The sequence below is a fragment of the Escherichia sp. HH091_1A genome (assembly GCF_030295175.1).
GTDB classification, from domain to species: Bacteria; Pseudomonadota; Gammaproteobacteria; order Enterobacterales; family Enterobacteriaceae; genus Escherichia; species Escherichia coli_F.
In genome coordinates this window covers 22549-42831 of sequence record NZ_AP025747.1, presented here as the reverse complement: position 1 = coordinate 42831, position 20283 = coordinate 22549, and the positions used below count along the sequence as shown (strand labels likewise).

Here is a 20283-nt window from a genome sequence, read left to right as displayed (position 1 = left end):
AATATCGATTCCCCAAAAGATTTACTTAATGGGCAAAAAAAAACGGTCCTCATCAGAGAACCGTATTAGTTATTCGATCAAATTAGCGGATGAAAAATATCCGCCATGACACGCTATTATTTGATCTGCGCGTGCATTTCCTGCACCGAAATTACTTTTTCAGTCGCATCGGCATTCAGCGCCATCGCGGTAGCGAAACCACCGTTCAGGGTGGTGTCATAATGCACTTTATATTGCAGCGCACTGCGACGAATCACGCGGGAGTCCTCAATCGCACGACGGCCTGACGTGGTGTTGATGATGTAGGTATATTCGCCATTCTTGATACGGTCCTGAATGTGCGGACGACCTTCATGCACCTTGTTCACCAAACGCGGGTTAATACCTGCTTCGCCCAGCACAATCGCTGTGCCGTGGGTCGCATCCAGCTCGAATCCCTGTTTCAGCAGTTTTGCCGCCAGGTCAACCACGCGTTCTTTATCGCCTTCACGCACGGAGAGCAACGCACGACCGTGTTTCTTCATCGTGGAGTTACTGCCCAGCTGCGCTTTGGCAAACGCTTCAGCGAAGGTGCGGCCCACGCCCATCACTTCCCCGGTAGAGCGCATTTCTGGCCCTAACAGCGGGTCAACGCCGGGGAATTTGTTGAACGGCAGCACCACTTCTTTCACCGAGTAATACGGCGGGATAACTTCTTTAGTTACGCCCTGCTCAGCCAGCGATTTGCCAGCCATCACACGCGCCGCCACTTTCGCCAGCGGTACGCCGGTGGCTTTGGAGACGAACGGAACAGTACGCGCCGCACGCGGGTTAACTTCAATCAGGTAGACTTCGTTGTTTTTCACCGCAAACTGCACGTTCATCAGTCCGCGCACCTGCAATTCGAAGGCCAGTTTCTGCACCTGTTGGCGCATCACATCCTGAATTTCCTGACTTAAAGTGTAGGCTGGCAGAGAACATGCGGAGTCACCGGAGTGCACGCCCGCCTGCTCAATATGCTCCATGATGCCGCCAATCAGCACCATTTCACCGTCGCAGATGGCGTCCACATCCACTTCTACCGCGTCATCGAGGAAGTGGTCCAGCAATACTGGTGCATCGTTAGACACGCTCACCGCCGTCTGGAAGTAGCGACGCAGGTCAGCTTCGTCATAGACGATTTCCATCGCCCGACCGCCGAGAACGTAAGACGGACGCACCACCAGCGGGTAACCAATCTCTTTTGCCTTCTCAACCGCCATTTCAATAGCGGTAACGGTGGCGTTCGCCGGTTGTTTCAGTTTCAGACGGTCAACCGCATGCTGGAAGCGTTCACGGTCTTCCGCACGGTCGATAGCATCCGGGCTGGTGCCGATAACCGGTACGCCAGCGGCTTCCAGTGCGCGCGCCAGTTTCAGCGGGGTCTGACCGCCGTACTGAACGATAACGCCTTTCGGCTTCTCAATACGCACGATTTCCAGCACATCTTCCAGAGTTACCGGCTCGAAGTAGAGGCGATCGGAAGTGTCGTAGTCAGTGGAGACGGTTTCCGGGTTACAGTTAACCATAATGGTTTCGTAACCGTCTTCGCGCAGCGCCAGTGAGGCGTGTACGCAGCAGTAGTCGAATTCGATACCCTGACCGATACGGTTCGGGCCGCCGCCGAGGACCATGATTTTGTCACGGTCAGATGGGTTGGATTCGCACTCTTCTTCATAAGTGGAGTACATATAAGCGGTGTCGGTAGCGAACTCTGCCGCACAGGTATCCACGCGCTTGTAAACCGGGTGCAGGTCATACTGGTCACGCAGCTTACGGATTTCTGCTTCACGCACGCCCGCCAGTTTTGCCAGACGCGCATCGGCAAAGCCTTTGCGTTTCAGCTGGCGCAGGAAGTCAGCGTTCAGGCCAGTGATGCCCACTTCCGCTACTTTCTCTTCCAGGCGCACCAGCTCTTCAATTTGTACCAGGAACCAGCGGTCAATGTTGGTCAGATTGAAGACGCCGTCTACGGACAGGCCCGCACGGAACGCATCGGCGATATACCAGATACGCTCTGCGCCTGCGTCTTTCAGCTCGCGGCGAATTTTGGTCAGCGCTTCCGGGTCGTCGAGACTCACTTTCGGGTCGAATCCAGTCGCACCGACTTCCAGGCCGCGCAGCGCTTTTTGCAGGGATTCCTGCTGCGTGCGACCAATCGCCATCACTTCACCAACCGATTTCATCTGAGTGGTCAGACGGTCGTTAGCACCAGCGAATTTCTCGAAGTTGAAGCGAGGAATTTTGGTCACCACGTAGTCGATAGACGGCTCGAAGGACGCCGGAGTACGCCCGCCGGTGATGTCGTTCATCAGCTCATCGAGGGTGTAACCTACCGCCAGTTTCGCCGCCACTTTGGCAATCGGGAAACCGGTGGCTTTCGACGCCAGCGCCGAAGAACGGGACACGCGCGGGTTCATTTCGATAACAATCAGGCGACCATTTTTCGGGTTCACCGCAAACTGGACGTTGGAACCACCGGTTTCAACGCCGATTTCACGCAGCACCGCCATCGAGGCGTTACGCATGATTTGATATTCTTTGTCGGTCAGCGTTTGGGCTGGCGCGACAGTGATGGAGTCACCGGTATGGATGCCCATCGCATCGAAGTTTTCGATAGAGCAGACGATGATGCAGTTGTCGTTTTTATCACGCACCACTTCCATCTCGTACTCTTTCCAGCCGATCAGCGACTCATCAATCAGCAGTTCTTTGGTCGGAGAGAGATCCAGACCGCGGGCGCAAATTTCTTCAAACTCTTCGCGGTTATAAGCGATACCACCACCGCTACCACCCATGGTAAAGGATGGGCGAATAATGCACGGGAAGCCCACTTCAGCGGCAACTGCCAGCGCTTCTTCCATGGTGTGTGCGATACCAGAACGCGCAGTTTCCAGACCGATTTTCTTCATCGCCACGTCGAAACGGCGGCGGTCTTCGGCTTTATCAATCGCATCGGCGGTGGCACCAATCATGGTGACGCCGAACTCTTCCAGCACGCCCTGACGCTCCAGCTCCAGCGCACAGTTCAGCGCTGTCTGACCGCCCATCGTTGGCAGCACCGCGTCCGGACGCTCTTTTTCAATAATCTTGCGTACCACTTCCCAGTGAATCGGCTCGATGTAGGTCGCATCGGCCATTTCCGGGTCGGTCATGATGGTCGCAGGGTTGGAGTTCACCAGAATGACGCGGTAACCCTCTTCGCGCAGGGCTTTACATGCTTGCGCGCCAGAGTAGTCAAACTCACACGCCTGACCGATAACAATCGGGCCCGCACCCAGAATCAGGATACTTTTTATATCTGTACGTTTTGGCATGGCTCTTTTACTCCTGATTACTTAGCGGTTTTACGGTACTGCTCAATTAACTCGATAAAGTGGTCGAACAACGGCGCGGCGTCGTGTGGACCCGGACTGGCTTCAGGGTGGCCCTGGAAGCTGAATGCCGGTTTATCGGTGCGATGAATGCCCTGTAACGTACCGTCGAACAGGGATTTATGCGTAACACGCAGGTGTGCAGGTAATGTTGCTTCATCCACCGCAAAACCGTGGTTCTGGGCGGTGATCATCACCACGTTTTTTTCAACATCTTTAACCGGATGGTTGCCGCCGTGGTGTCCAAATTTCATTTTGACAGTCTTCGCACCGCTCGCCAGCGCCAGCAACTGATGGCCGAGGCAGATGCCGAATACCGGGATGTCGGTTTCGAGGAATTTCTGGATGGCAGTAATAGCGTAATCACACGGTGCCGGGTCGCCAGGACCGTTGGAGAGGAAGATACCGTCTGGATTCATTTTCAGTACATCTTCGGCAGATGTTTGCGCCGGAACGATGGTCAGGCGGCAGCCGCGGTCAACCAACATGCGCAGGATGTTGCGTTTGGCGCCGAAATCATAAGCCACGACGTGGAACGGCAACTCGTCTTCTTTTTTTGCTTCTGGCAAGCCGCCAGTCAACGTCCAGCTCCCTTGTGTCCAGCTATAGGCTTCTGCGGTAGTCACTTCTTTTGCCAGATCCATGCCGTTCAGACCTGGGAACGCGCGGGCTTTTTCTAACGCCAGCGCCGCATCCGGGTTATCGCCTGCGATAATGCAGCCATTCTGTGCGCCTTTCTCACGCAGTAAACGCGTCAGCTTACGGGTATCGATATCAGCAATCGCCACGATGTTATGGCGTTTAAGGTAAGAAGAGAGGTCTTCGGTATTACGGAAGTTGCTGGCAATCAGCGGCAGGTCGCGAATCACCAGACCTTGTGCATGTACCTGAGAAGATTCTTCATCGGCGTCATTAGTGCCGACATTGCCAATATGGGGATAAGTAAGAGTAACGATTTGACGAGAATAGGAAGGATCAGTGAGGATTTCTTGATAACCGGTCATTGAAGTATTGAAAACGACTTCCCCAACCGCCGAACCTGTTGCCCCTATGGCCCGACCGTGAAACTGGGTTCCGTCTTCCAGAACCAATAGCGCTGACTTAATCAAAACACCCTCCAGAGAATATTCACTCACTTTATTTGCATATTAATTCACAATGATGACGTAAATCAATGCAAATCTGCTTACCGACGAATTTCTGGCAAACGGCGGCATTCTGGAGAGATGAGAGCTAAAAGTCAACTTAATGGTGGTATTTTTTATATTATTTTGTGGCTCATGCATGTTTTGCAGGCATTAAGCGACAAAAAGATCATATAACCCGTTCTGGAAAACGCTTGCGCAGCAAGAAGATTGTATAAAATCAAAACGCGTAGAAAAAAGTGGACCAAATGGTCAAAACTTACATTAAAACAACAAAAACAGAAGAGAAAACATGTTATTTTTAGCACGCTATACGCTTTTATAAATAAAAAACTCAAAATAAAAGGGCTAAAAATTAAAGCCCTTTATAATCAATAAATTAAATACGTTATTTTTGCACCATCACAAATGTTTTGTGGTTACAAATTATTGAGATCAAGCACATCTCGCATATCAAAAAGACCACTTTCCTTACCACTCAACCACAATGCCGATCTTACCGCACCGTTAGCAAATGTCATGCGGCTGGAAGCCTTATGGGTGATCTCCAGACGCTCGCCGATATCGGCAAACATGGCGGTATGTTCACCAACGATGTCACCTGCACGCACGGTGGCAAAACCAATGGTGCCAGGCACACGTTCACCGGTATGGCCTTCACGACTGTAGACCGCGCAATCTTTCAGATCTTTATCCAGGGCGTGGGCGATCGCCTCTCCCATTGCCAGTGCGGTGCCTGAAGGCGCATCAACTTTATGTCTATGATGTGCTTCAATAATTTCGATATCGGTGTAGTCACCCATCACTTTGGCTGCTTTCTCCAGCAGCTTAAGCATGACGTTAACGCCAACGCTAAAATTGGCGGCAAAGACAATCGCAATATCGGCGGCGGCGTCACGAATCGCCTGTTTACCGGCTTCGTCAAACCCCGTAGTGCCGATCACCATCCCTTTGCCATGCTGGCGACAAAAAGCGAGATGGTTCAGCGTACCTTCCGGACGGGTAAAATCGATAAACACATCAAAATCATCTTTTATCGCATCAAGGCTGCTTTGCACAGTAACGCCTGTTTTTCCTGCACCCGCCAGCTCACCGGCGTCGCTGCCCAGTAAAGAAGATCCTTCGCGCTCCAGCGCCGCGCCCAGCTGCACGCCTTCTAATGCCAGCGCCGCCTGAATCAACTGGCGGCCCATACGCCCCCCGGCTCCCGCGATGGCAACGCGGATGTTTGCATCATGCATAGCTATTCTCTTTTGTTAATTTGCATAGACCGTTTTCAGAGTAACCAGCGCATCGCTACGCCGCCAGCCAAAAACGCTGATAATTAGAAATTAATGATAAACAGGGAGGGATATCAGTGAAAGGCATGAGTCGATGAATGACTGCATGCCGATAACATGTGACAGGTTACGACGCCAGAGCCAGCACCTCAGCCACCCACTGCTGGAAACCTTTCACATCCAGATCCAGCGCCACCTGCACGTTTGCAGGTTTACTCAGGCAACCATCAATATCAACAACCGTAGTACCTGAGGTAAATTCACCCTGAGTTTCCACCGCCACAAAACACGGTTTGAGAGTGAACAAGTCTGGGCGCACCAGCCAGACGATGGCGCAGAGATCGTGCATACGCAGACCGCTTTGCATACTGCCGCTACGGTAGTGGCTAAACAGGGCGTGCAACATTTTCCCGGTACGATTCAACTCCGGCAAAGTAGCGAGATAGTCAGGAGTTAATATTGCCTGATTGGTGACATCCAAACCGCACATAACGATTTCGATGCCGCTACGGAAGACACAGGCTGCTGCTTCTGGATCGGCAGCGATATTAAACTCGGCGTTTGGTGTGCAGTTGCCGCGACCGGCAGAACCGCCCATGATCACCAGACGGCGAATATGCGGTTTGCATTCCGGGCATTGTGAAAGTAACAGCGCAATATTGGTTAACGGGCCGATGGCTACCAGCGTAACAGGCTCAGGCGCACGCAGCAGGGCATCACGAATCGCCAGAAATGCGGGTTTGTCCAGTGGGCTTCTGTTGTGCTCGACAAAGTCGTAGCCAGCCATTCCCGATTCACCGTGCACAGATGCTGCATTACGCGGTGCGCGTACCAGCGGCACAGCGGCTCCCTGGGCGAGCGGAATATCCGCATTCCAGAAATGCAGCAGTTGCAGGGCGTTGCGGGTAGTTTTCTCAACCGAAACATTACCCGCGACGGTGGTCATCAGTTGCAGGTCGAGTTCGGGGGCAAAAATCGCGGCGGCAATGGCGACCGCATCGTCAATACCGGGGTCTGTATCGAGGAAGATAGGTAAACGCATGTTTTCTCCATAAAAAATGCCGGTAACAGGACCGGCATTTTCGCATAACTTAGGCTGCTAATGACTTAATCGACTTCACGAATATCGACACGCAGCTCTTTCGGCACTTCGAAAACAATGTTTTCTTCACGGCCTTCCAGCGGGATGGCTTCACCACCGCCCAGCTGCTGCAAACGTGCCACCACATTCTGCACCAGAATATCCGGAGCCGATGCGCCCGCAGTCACGCCGACGCATTTAAACTCTTTCACCCACTCTTCCTGGATATCTTTCGCATCGTCAATCAAAAACGCGCGTTTGCCCATACGCTGGGCCAGTTCCGCCAGACGGTTGGAGTTGGAAGAGTTTTTTGAACCAACCACCAGTACTACTTCCGCCTGTTCTGCCAGAGCGCGTACCGCTTCCTGACGGTTAGTGGTGGCGTAGCAAATGTCATCTTTGCGCGGCCCGACAATTTTCGGAAAGCGTTTACGCAACGCATCGATCACATCAGACGTGTCATCCACCGACAGCGTAGTTTGGGTCATAAAGGAGAGTTTCTCTTCGTTTTTGACCGTCAGTTTCCACACATCGTCCGGCGATTCGACCAGATACATTCCCCCTTCCGGGTTGCTGTACTGACCCATCGTCCCTTCCACTTCCGGGTGACCGGCGTGACCGATAAGAATAGACTCTTCACCACGGCGGCTGGCACGGGCGACTTCCATATGCACTTTGGTCACCAGCGGACAGGTGGCATCAAACACCGTCAAATCACGGCTTTTCGCTTCGTTACGTACCGCCTGAGAAACACCGTGTGCGGAGAAAATCAGGATCGCGCCGTCCGGGACTTCGCTAATCTGCTCAATAAAGATAGCCCCACGCTCGCGCAGGCTATCGACCACGTAGCGGTTATGCACCACTTCGTGACGGACATATATCGGTGCGCCGTAAATGGCCAGCGCGTTTTCAACAATGCTGATAGCGCGGTCTACCCCGGCACAAAAACCACGCGGGTTGGCCAACAGGATCTGCATGTTACGCCTCCAGTGCCGGATCGATTTCCAGCACTTCAATATCAAAATGAACGGTCTGCCCGGCCAGCGGATGATTGAAATCAACGGTAATGGAGTCGCCGTTAATTTCGCGGATCACGCCAGGCATCTCACTGCCATCCATTGCGGTAAAAAGCATGATTGCACCAATTTCTGGCTCGCCTGCATCCATAAACTCACGGCGGGAGAAGTACTGAATCAGGTCCGGTGACGGCACGCCAAACGCCGCATCTGGCTCCAGCGAGAAGGTGGTTTTATCACCCACTTTCAGCCCCAGCAGGTGTTGCTCCAGACCTTCGGAGAGAGAAGCATCGCCCAGGCGGAACAGCGCCGGTTTACCGTTGTTGCGGGTAGACTCGGCGGTGGTGCCATCGTCGAGTTTTAGCGTGAAGTGCACCAGGACGGCGCTATTGCTCTGTACAGATTCAGACATGCAGGTTTGCTCTTATATTTTGAGGATTTTTGCCGGATGCGGCCTACGATTTCACAGCAATCTGTAGGCCGGATAAGATGCGTCAGCATCGCATCCGGCAGGGTTTATTATTGTTTTTTCGCTTTCGAAGGTAAAAAACCTTCCAGCACAATCAGTGCCGCACCGACACAGATAGCAGTATCGGCGAGGTTGAAGGTGGCGAAGTGCCAGTCGCCGACGTAGAAGTCGATCATATCGACAACGAAGCCGTGCCACAGGCGGTCGAACAGGTTGCCCAGCGCGCCGCCAATAATCAGCGCGTAAGCGATATTGTTCAGCTTCTGCGTGGCCTTCGAGCGATACATCATCACTACCAGAATCACGCTAATACCAATCGCAATACCGGCAAAGAACCAACGCTGCCAGCCGCCGCTATCGGCAAGGAAACTAAACGCCGCGCCATAGTTACGCGCATAATGCAGATTAAGCGACGGGAACAGCGGGACCGTATCCCCCAGAGCAAAGTTCTGGAGGATCAGGTATTTGCTGCCCAGATCGATAATCAGCACGACTACCACCAGCCACAGCCAGCGTAGCCCTGTTGAACAGATCGATTGACTCATCAGGCAAACTTACGTTTTTCACCGTCACCGGCGACGTTGCTGACACAGCGGCCGCAGATTTCTGCGTGTTCCGCCACCTTGCCGACATCCTGGGTGTAGTGCCAGCAGCGTGGGCACTTCTCACCTTCGGCTTTACTCAACGCGACTTTCAGCCCTTTGAGTACTTCGCTCTGCTGAGCATCAGCAGGGGCGTCGTTATAGTCTGCAACGGTAGCGCCGGAGGTCAACAGGACAAATCGTAATTCATCGCCCAGCGCGGTCAGTTTCGCCGCCAGTTCCGGTTCTGCATACAAGGTTACTGCCGCTTCCAGCGAGCCACCCACTTTCTTGTCGGCACGTGCTTGCTCAATGACTTTGTTCACTTCGCCACGCACTTTCAGCAGCTCGTCCCAGAACGCATCGTTCATCGCTTCGCTGTCTGCCAGACCAAACAGGCCTTCGTACCACTCGCCGGTGAAGACGTATTTTTCACGTTCGCCCGGCAGATAGCCCCACACTTCATCAGCGGTGAAGGAGAGGATTGGTGCCATCCAGCGAACCAGCGCTTCTGCGATGTGATACAGCGCAGTCTGGCAGCTACGACGCGCCACGCTGTCCGCTTTCGCGGTGTACTGGCGGTCCTTAATGATGTCGAGGTAGAAAGAGCCCATCTCAACGGAGCAGAAGCGCATCAGACGCTGTACCACTTCGTGGAAATCGTATGCTTCGTACGCCTTGAGGATGTCTTCCTGCGCCGCTTTCGCACAACCTACGGCCCAGCGATCCAGTACCACCATCTCTTCCGGTTTCACCATATCTTTTGCCGGATCGAAACCGTTCAGGTTTGCCAGCAGGAAACGTGCAGTGTTACGGATACGACGATAGCTGTCGGCTGCACGTTTCAGGATCTCGTCAGAAACGGCCATTTCACCGGTGTAGTCCGTTGATGCCACCCACAGACGCAGAATATCCGCGCCCAGTTTGTTCATCACATCCTGCGGCGAAACGGTGTTGCCGATGGATTTAGACATCTTGCGACCCTGACCATCCACGGTAAAGCCGTGGGTCAGTACCTGACGATACGGCGCTTTGCCTTTCATCGCGGTGGAGATCATCAGGGAAGACATGAACCAGCCACGGTGCTGGTCAGAACCTTCCAGATACATGTCCGCTGCGTGACCAGCAAATTCCGGACGCACGTCAACAACAGAAGAGTGGGTAGATCCGGAGTCAAACCATACGTCCAGCGTATCCGGCACTTTCACGTACTGATCAGCTTCGTCGCCGAGGATCTCTTTCGCATCAAGATCCCACCATGCCTGAATGCCATCAACTTCAACGCGTTTTGCCACTTCTTCCATCAGTTCGAGGGTACGCGGATGCAGCTCTTCCGTGTCTTTGTGCACGAACAGTGACATCGGTACGCCCCAGGTGCGCTGACGGGAGATACACCAGTCAGGACGGTTAGCGACCATCGACTCGATACGCGCCTGGCCCCAGTCAGGGATCCACTGCACGCCTTTGATCTCTTTCAGTGACTGCGCACGCAGACCTTTCTGATCCATGCTGACGAACCACTGCGGCGTAGCGCGGAAGATGATCGGCGTTTTGTGACGCCAGCAGCACGGATAGCTGTGCTGCATTTTCTCAACGTGCAGCAGCGCGCCTTTTTCCTGTAGCAGCGCAACGACGATGTCGTTCGCTTTGAAGACGTTAACACCATCCAGCGTCGGGTAAGTACCCGGCAGATAAGTACCGTCCGGGCCAACCGGGTTAGCGGTTTCCAGACCATATTTCTGACCGATCACATAGTCGTCCGGACCGTGGCCTGGCGCGGTGTGAACGGCACCGGTACCGGCATCCAGCGTAACGTGATCGCCAAGAATTGCCGGAACGTCGAAGCCCATAAACGGATGGGTAAAGCGCAGCAGCTCCAGCTCCGCACCTTTTACCGTGCCGAGAATGGTGTAATCGGTCACGCCGATACGCTGCATTACGCTTTCAACCAGATCTTTCGCCAGAATCACGGCCTGACCGTCGATCTGCACCAGCGCATAGTCGAAATCCGGTGCAATGGAGATTGCGCGGTTGGCAGGCAAAGTCCACGGTGTAGTGGTCCAGATCACCAGCGAGATTGGACCGTTAACGTTGCTTACGCCAAATTTTGCTTTCAGTGCATCCTGATCGACTGCCTGGAAAGCGACGTCGATGGACGGAGAAGTTTTGTCGTAATACTCAACTTCCGCTTCTGCCAGTGCAGAACGGCAGTCAACGCACCAGTGCACCGGCTTCGCGCCTTTGTGCAGGTGACCGTTGCCGATGATTTTGCCCAGCGCGCGGATGATGTTGGCTTCAGTTTTGAAGTCCATAGTCAGGTACGGGTGCGACCAGTCGCCCAGCACGCCCAGACGGATAAAGTCTTTGCGCTGACCGTCAACCTGGGTCGCAGCGTATTCACGGCACTTGGCGCGGAACTCGGCAGCGGTGAATTTCTCACCCGGCTTACCGTATTCTTGCTCTACTTTCAGCTCGATCGGCAGACCGTGGCAGTCCCAGCCAGGCACATACGGCGAGTCATAACCGGAAAGCCCTTTGGACTTCACGATAATGTCTTTCAGAATCTTGTTAACCGAGTGACCAATATGAATGCTGCCATTCGCATAAGGAGGGCCATCATGCAGAATGAAGGTTTTTTTGCCTTTTTTAGCCGCACGGATGATGCCGTACAGATCATCATCAGTCCAACGCGCCAGCATTCCCGGTTCACGCTTGGCGAGATCGCCACGCATCGGGAACCCTGTTTCCGGCAAATTCAGGGTTGATTTATAGTCACTCATCAGATTCTCGGTTCCGTATTTCGGTTTGATTACATAACAGGCTTAAGCCGGTTTTGTTAGCCCAAAAAATTCGCGGGCGGTTAATTCATCACGCGCAATCTGCGCTTTCAGTTCGTCCAGCGACGCAAATCGCTGCTCATTGCGTATTTTTTTACGCAGCACTACTTGTATATGGCGACCATACAGGTCCATTGCAACATCTAACAAATGCACTTCCAGCTGCTGGCGAATACCGGCAACCGTTGGGCGTGTTCCGATGTTTGCCACGCCGGGTAACGGCTTTTCACCGAGGCCCAGCACTTCTACCGCATAAACCCCTTTCACCGGGGAAACCTGACGGCGCAGCGGTACATTCGCCGTCGGGAAACCTATAGTGCGCCCTAATTCATCACCGTGGACCACACGCCCGGAGATGGCAAACGGGTGCCCCAGTAAACTTTCTGCCAGAGCCAGATTGTCATCCGCCAGCGCCTGACGTACAGCGGTACTGCTGATGCGCACGCCACCTTCGCAAAAAGTTTGCGTACTGGTGATATCGAAGCCGTATTCCGCGCCAGCTTTCTGTAATAACAAGAAATCGCCTTCACGACCAGCGCCAAAGCGGAAATCATCACCTACGGCAAGAAATTTTACCCGCAAATGCTTCACCAGAAGGTCACTGATGAAATTTTGCGCGGTTAACGCCGCGAAACGCCTGTCGAAACGCACGCACAGCACGTAATCAACGCCACACTCTGCAAGGTAACGCAGTTTTTCCCGCAGTCGGGTCAGCCGTGCCGGGGCTTTATCGGTAGCAAACAGTTCCAGTGGTTGAGGTTCAAAAAGCATCACCATCACCGGTAAGTTGCGCTTGCGCCCTTCTTCCTGCAAGCCCTGTAACAGCGCGCGATGACCGCGATGCACGCCGTCGAAATTACCAATAGTCAGCACACACCCTTCTTGCGGGGCCTGGCTGAGATTATGTATGCCGCGTATCAGCTTCATGTCTGGCTCAAAACAGTGAAAATCGTCCGAGTATACCTTGTACAGCGGTCAAGGTTAACCGGCGATTGAGTACCGAAATCAGAAAGAAGTGGCTTTTCATTGCCATGCCGCAAATTACGGGAAGAAACAGACCGCCTGCTGCAATTTTTATCGCGGAAAAGCTGTATTCGCACCACGCAAGCTGGTAGAATCCTGCGCCATCACTACGTAACGAGTGCCGGCACATTAACGGCGCTTATTTGCACAAATCCATTGACAAAAGAAGGCTAAAAGGGCATATTCCTCGGCCTTTGAATTGTCCATATAGAACACATTTGGGAGTTGGACCTTGGCTAATATCAAATCAGCTAAGAAGCGCGCCATTCAGTCTGAAAAGGCTCGTAAGCACAACGCAAGCCGTCGCTCTATGATGCGTACTTTCATCAAGAAAGTATACGCAGCTATCGAAGCTGGCGACAAAGCTGCTGCACAGAAAGCATTTAACGAAATGCAACCGATCGTGGACCGTCAGGCTGCTAAAGGTCTGATCCACAAAAACAAAGCTGCACGTCATAAGGCTAACCTGACTGCACAGATCAACAAACTGGCTTAATCGCCAATTTGCTGAAGCTTTGTGAAAAAGCCCGCGCAAGCGGGTTTTTTTATGTCTGCGGCTTTTGTGATGCCTGAGAGAACACAATGGCGATTGCCAGAGAGTCAAAAGTTGCAGGTGCTTGCAGACATGCCGTTACACTCTCTGGACTCTTCGTGGCTTAAAAATCGCAGAACCATCGGCTGATACATTCTGAATAAGAATATCTACTCAATCTCCAGACTCCCCTACATAGAATGTGGAGATCGTGATACATATTGAGGTCTTAAACTTAAGATCACTCTATTTTTGAATTAAATTCCTATACTCTTTAACCATCCATAAATATCACTTTATTAAATCTAATAAATTATTAACCACAATCAATACAGGTCAAATACTTATTTATAATGTACTTATTAAAAACTAATGAGCGATTTTTGATAGTAATCACATATACTTTAAAATAAATTAATAAAAAACTCATCAAATTCAAGGACTGATAATGAAAGATGGTATATATACTTTGCCACATTATCTTTATAAATCAAATATAGCAGATAATGAAACAATAAAGGAAACAAGAAAAGACAATTCATTAAAAATATTATGCGAGTATAAAACAGAGTTAATTATTTTATTTGATGATTTTTTAGAAGCCAACAGTTACCTAAAATATCTCCAGCACTTCATTTTTTATTTCAACAGACTAATTTGATAGATGCGCATTTTTATAGATGTAAAGTCCAAGAACACACAATCCAACTTTCTTTTTTAAAAGACAAAAACATCACATTACTTAGATTGGATGTTTTTGATGACGTCACAAGTGAATATATTACTGAAGATATTAAGATATCAGAAGATTGCCATGTCAAATTCCTTAAATTTTTAAAGACAAACTTCGATCAGGAAATATACGATCAGTTATATACTCCTGAAATATTTTATGAAGCCTGCAAAAAAGTTCAGTCATTTTATGATCATCAGGATACCTTGCTAAACAGAAAATACAGAGAAATAGACAAGAAAAAAGGTTATCTTAGCAAGGAACTCAAAAAGCTAATTAAAATGAATACATACCCTGAGTTATACAATGGGCAATATCAAAAAATCCCTTACTTATCCATCGATGTTAACCAAGATATAACATGGCAGAATTTTAAAACTAGCAACACAGCATATTCACAGCTTTGTGAAAAATTATCATCTTTTAAAATTACGACTAATCAATTAATACAAAAAACAGCTTGCTGCACAACTGAAAAAACGACCACCAATAAATTTAATGTTGTCTTTTCTTACGACGGATATTATATAAAGGAATTCATACTTTTATTACCCTATAATAAATCCATGGAGATTTATGAACTTAACAAGCAAAAATCCAGTACTTGACTGCTCCAAATATTAACATACATAAAATATTGCTATCAAACTTAACGATAGAAAAGAGCAACCTGACATATGGTTATTATTCCACTTGTATATTATCAAATATATCATGCTTTGAAAGTGACTTATCAAACACAACCTTTTTCAATGGAGAAATAAATAATCTTTTCTTAAAAAAATGTAATATATTTGGAGTATTCTTCATTAAAACAAAAATAAAAAACCTTCTCTGTGAAGATATTATGCCTGTTCGATGGACCACTCAACTTGTCAATAAGTACTTAGGTAACATATATACAGGAGTATTCAAAACACTGGGAAGTATTGATGACAAAGCGTCTCGTTTCGAAATTTTGATTCCATTGGTTCAAACATTAGTTCGCGACAATGTAACGCTAAATAATGATGTGTATCAAGAATTGACTAAGTATATGCACGATTACGACAAAACATCTCCGGAAATGAGTAAATACCTTCAGAGCATCAATGAAAGTATGTTCCTTATGACAAACATCCCTCATCAGGATCCCCCCCCAAAGAAAGATGTTATTCAGAATAAAATTACATCTGATGCATATTAATTCACTGTAGAGAAATAAAAAAACCTGAAACATGCACTCAAATATCCTACTCTTCACTCTAATGAGTGAACCCCAGAACTTTTATAAAGAAGCGAGCAACGAAGAATATTAAACTTTCAACATTTCATCAACTTCACATCAAAAATTTAAAAACTTAAACATTAATATAAATAGTAACAACCTGATCACATAATCAGGTTTGAAAATGAGCAACCTTCCATACTAGTCAATTAAGAATGATTTATGAAAAAGTATATTATTCCGTTCGTGGCGACAACGTTGATATTCAGCGTAACAACCTTCGCCAAGGATATCGATCAAGGAACACTAACCGTTAGAGGAGAAGTTGTTGATACAACGTGTTACTTTGTTAATGGTGATTCAACAACCGATATTGTTGTCGAAGATGTTGTAACCAGTGCAATGAATCAACTTATTAATAATGAAATCTATACTTTAAAAACCGGTTCAACCGCTCATGACTTAGAAATTCAGTGTGATGGCAATACAGCACCAAATATCGAAGTATTAGCCTCAGAGTTTGATGCTAATAACTTTACGTTGAATAAAGGAACTGCTGAAAACGTTGGCTTTGCCTTTTTCCTCGGTGATGGAAATATGACAAGAATATTGCCAGGTGTAAAAACACCGCTGAAAGATAATGGTTCTGGACAATATTTTCTTAATTTAAATGCACAATATGAGCGTACAAGTACCGATCCTGTAACAAAAGGCTCCGTGGAGTCAACCGTGACGATTAAAATCAGTGCAGATTAAAATTTTTATGCCGGTAGCTCTGCTACCGGTATTATTTACGGAGTGATTACGTGAGAATTATAACAGCATTGCTGATGTCATTTTTTATTTTACCTGTTCATGCGGGTGTGGTCATCTATGGTACGCGTATTATCTATCCAGAAAAAAACAGAGAAGTTCTCGTACAGTTAATGAATCAAAGCAAAAATGCCTCTTTGATTCAGGCATGGATCGATGATGGAAACACAACTATCGCGCCAGAAAAAATTCAGGTCCCATTTATTCTCACTCCGCCAGTAAGTCGTGTAGCAGGAGGTTCTGGCCAACAACTAAAAATAAAAAAATGCCAAACAATTTACCTCACAATAAAGAAAGTTTATTTTATCTAAATGTTATAGACATCCCTCCAAACAACCCACAAAATGCTGGAAAAAACAAAATTAAACTTGCATTACAAAACCGTATAAAGTTATTTTGGCGTCCCGAAGGCGTAGCGCCGGTAGATAAAAAAAGCCTGTCTCAATTAAATATCAAAAAGAAAGATAATGCCATCTCAATAAACAATGAAACAGCGAACTGGATAACGATTACAACTATCAAAGCCCAAAATGTGAAAGTTAATAATGAAAGTATATTACTACCTCAATTTTCTAATAACGACATTACATTAAAAAATAACAACGCCTCAGAGTATGAACTAACGGTAGTTGATGATTACGGGAATAATATCAATAGTAAAATCGCTGCAAAATAACAGATAAAAGTCATGTTAAGGACGACACGATGGGTCGCTGCAATTATTATTTTGTATTCTTTTCCAGGTTATGCTGAAGAAACTTTTGATACACACTTTATGATCGGCGGCATGAGAGGAGAAAAAGTTTCCGAATATCGCTTCGATAATAAATAACCTCTTCCGGGAAACTACGAACTTGATGTTTATGTAAACCACCAGTGACGTGGAAAACAAGATATCATGATCCCAGAGTCACCAAACAAACCATGTCTGCCTGAGGAGCTGTTCACCACACTGGAGGTAAAGACCGATAATCTCAATACAGAAGATAATTGTATTTTACTGGATGAAGCGGTTCATGGTGGTCAATATCAGTGAACACCGACTAAATTTAACGATCCCACAGGCGTATATCATTGAACTTGAAAGAGGCTACGTTCCCCCAGAAAGTTGGGATCGCGGCATTGATGCTTTTTATACCTCCTATAATTTAAGTCAGTATCGCTCTTATGACAGCAATAATAACAGTAATACAGCCAGTTATGGTCGTTTTAACAGCGGATTAAATTTATTTAGTTGGCAATTACACTCTGATGCCAGCTATAGCAAGCCTGATGATATGAAAGGCACATGGCAAAGTAATACTCTTTACCTGGAACGTGGCTGGTCGCAAATATTAAGCACAGTTCAGATAGGAGAAAATTACACATCCTCACTCATATTCGACTCTCTGCGATTTAGCGGAATACGCTTATTTCGCGATATGCAAATGTTACCTGATTCCATGCAGAGCTTTACACCTTTAGTACAAGGTATTGCGCAAAGTAATGCATTGATAACGGTTTCGCAAAATGGCTACATCATTTACCAAAAAGAGGTTCCCCCGGGTCCATTTACTATCGCAGATTTGCAACTTTCGGGCAGCGGCTCTGATCTCGATGTCAGCATAAAAGAAGCAGATGGTAGTGTTCGTTCCTTTTTGGTGCCCTACTCTTCCGTGCCCAACATGCTGCAACCAGGTGTTTCAAATTTCGATTTTATCCCCGGACGCAGTAAGATATATGGTGTAAACAATCAGGAGGACTTTCTTGAGGCAAATTATTTATATGGCCTCAACAATCTTGTGACACTGTATGGCGGTACGATTTTAACCGATAACTATAATGCAATAACGTTAGGAAATGGTTGGAATACACCGCTGGGTGCTATTTCTTTTGACGCTACCCGATCGAGTAGTAAGTTATATAATGATAAAATACACGAAGGTACAAGCTATCAGGTCGCCTATAATAAATATCTAGTGCAAACGGCTACTCGCTTTAGCGTGGCCGCCTGGCGTTATGCTTCGCAGGATTATAGGACATTCAGCGACCATCTTTACGAAAATGATAAACACAATCATCATAGTGAATATGATGATTTTTATGATATTGGCAGAAAAAATAGCCTTTCTGTCAATATTATGCAACCTTTATCCACCGGCATAAAAATTGCTCTCAACGATGAACAGAACTTATTTTGTACCATTCCTTTTAAAAACGTTATCGATGAAAATAAAACATATATATGTCAGTAAAAGGAGTTTACTATGAAGTGGCTTTTATTGCTCTCCTTGAGTCTATATTCTTTTATTGTGCAAAGTGCTCCCTGTACACTGACCAATGTCGGTGAACAACGTGGAACTTACACTCTAAAACCACTTAATATGAAAGGTAATCTCGCTGTTGAAAAAATTGAAAACACTGGAAATATCGTTGAGTGTGCGGATTTGCAAGATACGACCAACGCCATTAAAGTTCATTTTTTAACACTGAACGCCTTAAGGTTTAAAGTGGGGGGGGCGTCATTATATTATTAATTTTCCTTTTGAATCTAACGGTAAAAAAAATAGAACCACCCGGTAAATCATCTTATAATTTAGAAGAAATCTTATCTGCAATAAATTTCACGATTCCATATTCTATTACTTCGTTACCAGATAATTCTAACATCTCAGATGTTTTTCCCGGGGCACCTTTTCCTTTGTTGTTTGAAATTAAAGTGAGCTCATGCATAGGGAGTAATACTAATTGTAACAGCGTCCGCTTTAACTTTAATTTAAATACCATTTTACAGCTTAACTTAATGACTTGTGGTTTTGAAGACCAATCTATCGACACTGTACGATTTGTACTGTCTCGTATCAATAGTGAAAATTATCAGTTTCATCATATAAGATTTGACTGCATCCAGGGCGAGCAAGGTGAATTAGTTTTTGAACCCAGCGAAGTTGAATATTACTTTGAACCAGTGACGATACAGGAGTCAGGGAGCAGTATATTAAAAAATGAGTTAGAAAATAGTGAGGAAGGTGCTGGTCAAGTAGGCTTTCAACTCTCGAATGATGGTACGAATGAAATCCTGTATGGCAAAAGCAATAGCTATGCTTTTCAGCATCCCCATGAAGGAAGTAATCAGATTCCTCTTTTTATTCGCCCGCGTACATATGGAAACAATGTCTCAAGCGGGCAAATAATGAGCCGAGTCAAGATTGTGGTTATATACAACTAATCTATCTCCCCCGCCTTAACTTTGGGGGAGTTGCCGATTAACGCGCCGCTGGACTAAAAAGCGCAGAATAATCCGTATTGCAGATTCGCTGTACCGCTGGATGCTGAATCATCCGCTCAGCAAAAATGGCATGGTACTCTTCCATTACATTTTCTACGCGACCAATTTCCACGACAGTTTTATCGGCATAAAAGTCATATGCATAAAGCGTTGGAGCAACGAAGATTGCATTGTGCATCGCACCAAAAGCTTTCATTAATGCGGCATCATCAAACTCGCCAAGGATTTCTACGTTTAATCCCTGGGAGTTAAACCAGTTAAGCAATTTGCGTCCTAACATTGAACGCCGTCCAGGAATCAAAAGCCGCCGTTCTTCCAGACAAGCCGGGAATGGTTTTTCCGGTGGTGGATTTGTACACCAGAAGCTCACGCCACATTCGCCAATTCTCACGGAGAACAGGCCTTCCTGCTGCGTAGAATCTATCGGGCAATCGGAAATGATCATATCCAGTTTATGCTGACTTAATTGCTCCAGCAGCATTTCGTGGGTGGATTCGAAGCAGCGAAGATGAATCGGCTCACCTTCTACCACTGCGGCGTTCAGTACGCTACTGACCAGGCGTTTGGAAAGTGCATCAGCCACGCCAACGTCAAACAATAAATTGGATTCTTTGCGATAGTTCACAATATCCAGCATTTCCTGGCTTAAGGTGAACATTTTATCGGCATAGCGATAGACCAGCTCTCCCAGCTCGCTGGGTTCGAGACCACGTCCCTTGCGTTTAAATAATTTGCCTTGCAGGCGCTCTTCCAGCGCTCGAATCTGTCCGGTAATGGTTTGTGGTGTTAAATAAAGCGCCTCCGCTGCGCCAACCACGGAACCTTCTTTATAGACATGCCAGAAGTAATACAAGTGGTTGTAATTGATATGAGACATGCTCATTTCTCTCCCTGATAATAATGAAA

Annotated in this window: 13 protein-coding genes and 4 pseudogenes; 6 read left to right on the top strand and 11 right to left on the bottom strand. The window is 47.6% G+C overall.

The features are described 5' to 3' along the window. Positions 1-116: 116 nt before the first annotated feature. The 10 genes from carB to QUF14_RS00140 all read right to left on the bottom strand — a co-directional run bounded on the left by carB (position 117) and on the right by QUF14_RS00140 (position 12954). The gene (carB, locus tag QUF14_RS00185; RefSeq protein WP_001126398.1) at positions 117-3335 is read right to left on the bottom strand and encodes a carbamoyl-phosphate synthase large subunit; all 3219 of its coding nucleotides are present in this window, start codon (positions 3333-3335) and stop codon (positions 117-119) included. 17 nt (positions 3336-3352) lie between these two features. Further along, complete coding sequence (gene carA / locus QUF14_RS00180; RefSeq protein ID WP_100733643.1) at positions 3353-4501, bottom strand: glutamine-hydrolyzing carbamoyl-phosphate synthase small subunit; 1149 nt, start codon at positions 4499-4501, stop codon at positions 3353-3355. Between the two features lie 455 nt (positions 4502-4956). After that, positions 4957-5778 carry a 4-hydroxy-tetrahydrodipicolinate reductase gene (dapB, locus tag QUF14_RS00175; RefSeq protein ID WP_000543585.1) on the bottom strand — a complete coding sequence of 274 codons (822 nt, stop codon included), beginning with the start codon at positions 5776-5778 and terminating at the stop codon, positions 4957-4959. Between the two features lie 166 nt (positions 5779-5944). Beyond that, complete coding sequence (gene rihC, locus QUF14_RS00170; RefSeq protein WP_100733644.1) at positions 5945-6859, bottom strand: ribonucleoside hydrolase RihC; 915 nt, start codon at positions 6857-6859, stop codon at positions 5945-5947. Between the two features lie 65 nt (positions 6860-6924). Further along, complete coding sequence (ispH, locus tag QUF14_RS00165) at positions 6925-7875, bottom strand: 4-hydroxy-3-methylbut-2-enyl diphosphate reductase (RefSeq protein ID WP_001166394.1); 951 nt, start codon at positions 7873-7875, stop codon at positions 6925-6927. A 1-nt stretch (position 7876) separates the two neighbouring features. Continuing rightward, a complete protein-coding gene (fkpB, locus tag QUF14_RS00160; protein ID WP_000004655.1) occupies positions 7877-8326 on the bottom strand; it encodes an FKBP-type peptidyl-prolyl cis-trans isomerase in 450 nt (149 codons plus the stop codon). A gap of 107 nt (positions 8327-8433) precedes the next feature. Then, complete coding sequence (gene lspA / locus QUF14_RS00155) at positions 8434-8928, bottom strand: signal peptidase II (protein ID WP_000083381.1); 495 nt, start codon at positions 8926-8928, stop codon at positions 8434-8436. Further along, complete coding sequence (ileS, locus tag QUF14_RS00150; protein ID WP_001286887.1) at positions 8928-11744, bottom strand: isoleucine--tRNA ligase; 2817 nt, start codon at positions 11742-11744, stop codon at positions 8928-8930. The genes lspA and ileS overlap by 1 nt, the downstream gene beginning before the upstream one ends. A gap of 42 nt (positions 11745-11786) precedes the next feature. Continuing rightward, positions 11787-12728, bottom strand: coding sequence for a bifunctional riboflavin kinase/FAD synthetase (ribF, locus tag QUF14_RS00145; protein WP_000767324.1), 942 nt, complete (start codon positions 12726-12728; stop codon positions 11787-11789). Positions 12729-12735: 7 nt separating this feature from the next. Next, the gene (locus QUF14_RS00140; RefSeq protein WP_001353471.1) at positions 12736-12954 is read right to left on the bottom strand and encodes a DUF2575 family protein; all 219 of its coding nucleotides are present in this window, start codon (positions 12952-12954) and stop codon (positions 12736-12738) included. A gap of 102 nt (positions 12955-13056) precedes the next feature. Here QUF14_RS00140 and rpsT point away from each other — a divergent pair, with 102 nt between their 5' ends. The 6 genes and pseudogenes from rpsT to QUF14_RS00110 all read left to right on the top strand — a co-directional run bounded on the left by rpsT (position 13057) and on the right by QUF14_RS00110 (position 19317). Beyond that, positions 13057-13320 (top strand): 30S ribosomal protein S20, encoded by a 264-nt coding sequence (gene rpsT, locus QUF14_RS00135; RefSeq protein WP_001274021.1) that lies wholly within the window; start codon positions 13057-13059, stop codon positions 13318-13320. 484 nt (positions 13321-13804) lie between these two features. Beyond that, a pseudogene (locus QUF14_RS00130) lies at positions 13805-15275 on the top strand (pentapeptide repeat-containing protein). Positions 15276-15518: 243 nt separating this feature from the next. Beyond that, entirely contained in the window at positions 15519-16052 is a 534-nt protein-coding gene (locus tag QUF14_RS00125) for a fimbrial protein (RefSeq protein ID WP_000759925.1), read from the top strand. 50 nt (positions 16053-16102) lie between these two features. Then, positions 16103-16785 (top strand): annotated as a pseudogene (locus QUF14_RS00120) (fimbria/pilus periplasmic chaperone). Between the two features lie 12 nt (positions 16786-16797). Further along, a pseudogene (locus QUF14_RS00115) lies at positions 16798-18253 on the top strand (fimbria/pilus outer membrane usher protein); the annotation flags it as partial. 102 nt (positions 18254-18355) lie between these two features. Beyond that, positions 18356-19317 (top strand): annotated as a pseudogene (locus QUF14_RS00110) (fimbrial protein). A 37-nt stretch (positions 19318-19354) separates the two neighbouring features. Here QUF14_RS00110 and nhaR read toward each other — a convergent pair. Continuing rightward, entirely contained in the window at positions 19355-20254 is a 900-nt protein-coding gene (gene nhaR / locus QUF14_RS00105) for a transcriptional activator NhaR (RefSeq protein WP_001300855.1), read from the bottom strand. Positions 20255-20283 lie beyond the last annotated feature (29 nt).